The sequence below is a fragment of the Sutterella sp. genome (assembly GCF_030539355.1).
GTDB lineage: Bacteria > Pseudomonadota > Gammaproteobacteria > Burkholderiales > Burkholderiaceae_F > Sutterella.
The window spans coordinates 1-4,794 of sequence record NZ_JAUNSF010000150.1 but is presented as its reverse complement, the minus strand read 5'-3'; the positions used below and the strand labels follow the sequence as shown (position 1 = coordinate 4,794).

Sequence of the window (4,794 nt, the reverse complement as noted above, 5' to 3'; positions counted from 1 at the left end):
CAGATCGGTGAACTCGCGTGCGAGTGCTTCCTTCTGCATGAGGTCTTTCTCCTGTGGTATTTGTCGGTTCTTTACTTGGTCAGGGGAACCGGCGGGTCTCTTGTGGTTATCGAAGGATCCGATTCACCTGATCGGCGGATTCGTTTCGTTCGATGGAGCGCAGTTTAGGTTTGACCTCGGTATAAGTCAAATACTAAAACTCAAATTGATTTTATAAGGCTTCCGCTATGCTGCCGCCCGATGGGGCCGGCAAGGGGCTTCCGGAGCCGCCTTTCATTGTGACACCCGAAACGGCGCGGAACCTTGCCAGGAAAGGAATCTCCATGATGCGGACGTGATCTCTGTAATTCTCATAAGCTCGACGAGGGAGAGGTCCGGGGCAGCGCGGAAATGCCGTGTCCCGATAGACTTTCGGCTCGGCAGTCAATTGCCGCGGACCTATCGAAACGGGCCTGAGAGGCTTTTTCCGGGTTTCCGCAGAGTCGATCCAATAGGACGGCAATATTGGGAGAAGGGGGCTTTGATTTCATTATAAGTTCGCACCTATCGGGGTTATAGCGGGTCGGCTAAGGTAATCGGGCCTATTGTGTTTGAATAATCGGTGCGTTATGGCGACAAAATTATCTGTAGATTAAGGAGCGTGCCGTACCGGAGCAGAAGAACAAACCATCGCGCGGGAGGCCCAAGCATCATCCTTCCTCAGCGGAGCCGACCACGGAAGAGGCACTGACCGGCCTCGGGCCCGACGGAGTGAGAGATGGCGCGAGAAACAGGACAGCCGGGCCGGGTTCTTCACTTCGGGAAGAGCGGGCCGCAAGCCGTCCTCCGGAGACCCACCACCATCAAAGGACTCACCCACCAATGACCAGTCTCATCATCGCGGGCATCGTGATCGTGCTCGTCGTCACGCTCCTCATCAAAGGCTTCTACCCGCAGGCCGCGCTCTTCCTCGGCGGCCTGCTTCTGCTCGGCGCCACCGCGGCCTTCGACTTCGGCGAAGTGCTCTCGGCCGACAAGAGCACGAACTTCGCGGCCTTCGACGTCTTCAAGGCCTTCTGCACCGGCTTCTCCTCGCGCATCGCCGGCCTCGGCCTCACCCTCATGGCGATCGGCGGCTTCTCGCGCTACATGGAGTACGTGGGCGCCTCCGGCGCGCTCTTCTCCGTCTTTGAGAAGCCGCTCTCGAAGATCAAGTCCCCGTACGTGCTTCTCGCCGCGGCCTTCATCTGCTCGCAGTGCCTCGTCGCCTTCGTGCCGTCGCACGCGGGCCTGGCGCTCCTGCTGATGGTGATGCTCTATCCGATCCTCATCCGCTCGGGCTGCTCGCCGCTCTCGTCGCTCGGCGTGATCGGCTGCTGCCAATTCATGGACATCGGCCCGGGCGCCGGCAGCTCGATCCTCGCCGCGCAGATCTGCGGCATGGACGTCTCCGAGTACTTCGTCTACTACCAGATGCCGCTCTGGCTCGGCATGACCGTCATCATGACCTTCGTCATCGTCTTCGTGCAGCGCTGCTGGGACCGCCATGAAGGCTGGAACGAGAGGCTCGCCCACGCGCAGGTCCTGGCCGCGAAGAACGCGAGCGACAAGTCTGAGAAGCGGGCGCCAAAGATCTACGCCGTGCTCCCCGTGATTCCGCTCGTCCTCATCATCTGTTTCTCCAAGGTCGCCGGGAGCTCCATCCGCATGGACGTGCTCACCGCGATGGTGATCTCGACCTCGGTCGCGATCGTCTTCGAGCTCGTGCGTCACCGCAACCTCAGGACCGTCCTCGCGAGCTTCCAGAACTTCTTCGAAGGCATGGGCAAGATCCTCGTGGGCGTCGTGTCGCTGATCGTCTGCGGCGAGTTCTTCGCCTCGGGCATCATCAAGTCGGGCGCGCTCGCCACGCTCATCCAGGCCGCCGACAGCGCGGGCTTCGGTCTGGGCTCGATGGTCTTCTTCGCCGGCATCCTGATGATCGTCATGGCCTTCATCATGGGCTCGGGCAACGCCGCGTTCTTCAGCTTCGCGCCGTTGACGCCTGAGATCGCCTCCGCGCTGGGCGTGCCGATCATCAGCCTCCTCTTCCCGCTCCAGATCTTCGTCTCCTACGGCCGCGTGGCCTCCCCGATCACGGGCGCCATCATCGCCGTCGCGGGCATGGCCGGCTACTCGCCCTTCCAGGTCGCCAAGCGCACCTGCATCCCGATGGCCTTCGCGATCGTGCTCACGTACATCTACTACTACATTGTCTTCTAAACCGTAACGCTGAAAAACAAGGAACACCCAGCCGTTCAAAAATCGGCGGCGGTTTGCGGGCTCCGCGGTTCATCCCCTTGAAGGTGAGGGGGATGAGCGGCGGAGCCCGATTTTTGTGTCCTGACGATCGAGACGGTCGTCGCCCTGAGGAAACGGATGGATGCACCGGGCAGCATCGTGCTGATCAAGGTCGGCCGTGGAACTGCCACATCCCGGAGACATGTGATCAAGGCGCGGCCTTGAGCCCGGTTCAAGGTTTCTTTCCGGAGGTTGTAAAGTCCTTTATCAGTGACAGGCGTGCCCTTCAGGTGTTCTGCCTAGACTGCTAATGCATTCAACCTAGACCGAGGTCGTTCAAACGGAGGAGATCCGCTCCGCACGGACCCCGGTCAGAAATTGCAGGACCAACAAGCAATGAACACCCGCAGCAAGATCACGGCGCTCACCGTCGCCGTCATCGGCGCTTTCTCCCTTGGCGCCGTCTCCCTTTCCACGCCGGCCTTCGCGGCCGCGCCGTCGGCCGCCGTCCAGTCGGCCGAGTTCCTGAAGACCATTCAGTGGGACGCCGAGTATGACGTGGTCGTCCACGGCTACGGCTTCGCCGGCGCCGCCACCGCGATCACCGCGGCCGACCAGGGCGCGAAGGTACTCCTCTCCGAGAAGGCTCCGAAGGGTCACGAGGGCGGCAACAGCCGCTATGCGCACCAGCACGCGATGTACGTCGACAAGGCGTTCACGGACGAGCAGGCGCTCAAGTACCTGCAGCTCATGCGCGGCAAGAACACGAACCCGAGCGATGCGACGCTGCTCGCCTACATCCGCCTCGCCAAGGAGCAGATCGAGTATCTGAAGTTCCTCGGCGCTGAGGACCCGCAGTTCTACCAGACCTGTGAGTATCCGGAGTTTGAGGGCTGCAAGGCCTTCGGCCTCGCCGCCGTTGCGCTCCCCGGCGCCGACGGGCGTCTCTATGCCCTGATGCAGGGCAACGTCGAGAAGCGCGCCGACAAGATTGACGTGTGGTTCAACGCCCCCGGCACGAAGCTCATCCAGGACCCGGCCACCGGCATCATCCACGGCGTTGTCATCACCGTTGACGGCGTCGCGAAGAACGTCCGCGCGAAGAACGGCGTTGTGCTCGCCACCGGCGGCTACGAGAACAATCCCGAGATGTTCCGCAACTACGCCGACAAGCAGGTCGCCTACGCCAAGGGCGCCCGCTACAACACGGGCGACGGCATCCTGATGGCCATGGACGTCAAGGCCGACATCGTCAACATGGCGAACAACAACGGCCCCGATCCCAACGTGATCAACCCGGCCACGGGCAACGCCTTCGGCTACATGATCGCCGGCAGCAAGGACTATGACGCCTCCGGTCCCGCCTTCACGCGCCACGACGTGATCATGGTGGGCGCCGACGGCAAGCGCTTCTGGAACGAGACGCTCAAGACCAACCACGGCCGAATCAAGTTCCACGCCGACTACACGCACCTCAACATGCCGGATCCGGCCTACATGATCTTCGACGAGGATGCCCGCCGCGCGAGCAAGCTCTACCACAGCTGGTCCGAGGGGAACCTCAAGGAGATCGAGTCCGGGCTCGTCAAGAAGGCCGACACGATCGAGGAACTCGCGAAGATCATCGGCGCCGATCCGAAGGGGCTCGCCGATCAGGTCGCGACCTACAACGAGGCCTGCCGCACGGGCGTCGACAAGGAGTTCGGCCGCGGCAAGGAACTGCTCAAGCCGCTCGACCACGCCCCGTACTACGCCGTGCCGGTCGCTCCGACCTACACGAACACCCTGGGCGGCCCGCTTCACGACGAGATCGGCGCGATCCTCGACCGTGACGGAAAGCGCATCCCGCACCTCTTCAGTGCGGGTGAGCTCGGATCGATTTGGAGCCACAAATATAACGGGAACGGCAACGTTGGCGAGTGTCTCGTATTTGGCCGTATCTCCGGCGCCTCCGCCGCGAAGGTGAAGACCGACGTCACCCAGGACTCCGTCATGGGCGGCAGGAAGGCCTTCAACCAGGTGCAGAAGGTCGTGAAGGCCGAGGCCGCCGCCGGCGAGAAGCTCGGCGAGGCCCGCGGCATCGGCGGAAAGATCGTGGTTGCCGTGAAGAAGGACGGCGACAGGATCACCTCGATCCGCGTCGTCGAGCAGAACGAAACCCCGGGCATCGGCGCTCCGGCGCTCGAGACGCTCCCCGAGCGCGCGCTCAAGGTCAACGGCCCGGTTGACGCCGTCACTGGCGCCACGATCACGACCCGCGCCTTCAACGAAGCGCTCAAGAACGCGCTCTCGAAGTAATTCAGCCGCTGCTCCGGGACTGTCGGGCCGCATGGCTCCCGGAGCGGCGTCTGAACGCAAATCTTCTCTCCACGGTCCGGGCTCCGCGTCCGGTCCACATGCTCTTCTCCTTTTGTCCTGAGGTTCCCCAGTCTCTCCCGGGGAACCTTTTTTTGGTTCTTCGCTGTTAAGAGTGGGTTGAGCTGAGGCTACCACCTTCGGGTAGTAGCTTCAGCAGACTTCGATAGAGCCCTTCAT

Annotated in this window: 2 protein-coding genes; both read left to right on the top strand. The window is 62.3% G+C overall.

Features of this window, described 5'->3' with window-relative positions:
• Positions 1-861: 861 nt before the first annotated feature.
• The gene (dcuC, locus tag Q4F91_RS12835; RefSeq protein WP_303338125.1) at positions 862-2,241 is read left to right on the top strand and encodes a C4-dicarboxylate transporter DcuC; all 1,380 of its coding nucleotides are present in this window, start codon (positions 862-864) and stop codon (positions 2,239-2,241) included.
• Positions 2,242-2,655: 414 nt separating this feature from the next.
• A complete protein-coding gene (locus Q4F91_RS12830) occupies positions 2,656-4,557 on the top strand; it encodes an FAD-binding protein (RefSeq protein ID WP_303338124.1) in 1,902 nt (633 codons plus the stop codon).
• The last annotated feature ends 237 nt before the right edge of the window (positions 4,558-4,794 follow it).

Coding starts and splice junctions, on each gene's coding strand:
- dcuC (WP_303338125.1), top strand. CDS start 862: ATGACCAGTCTCATCATCGCGGGCATCGTGATCGTGCTCGTCGTCACG.
- Q4F91_RS12830 (WP_303338124.1), top strand. CDS start 2,656: ATGAACACCCGCAGCAAGATCACGGCGCTCACCGTCGCCGTCATCGGC.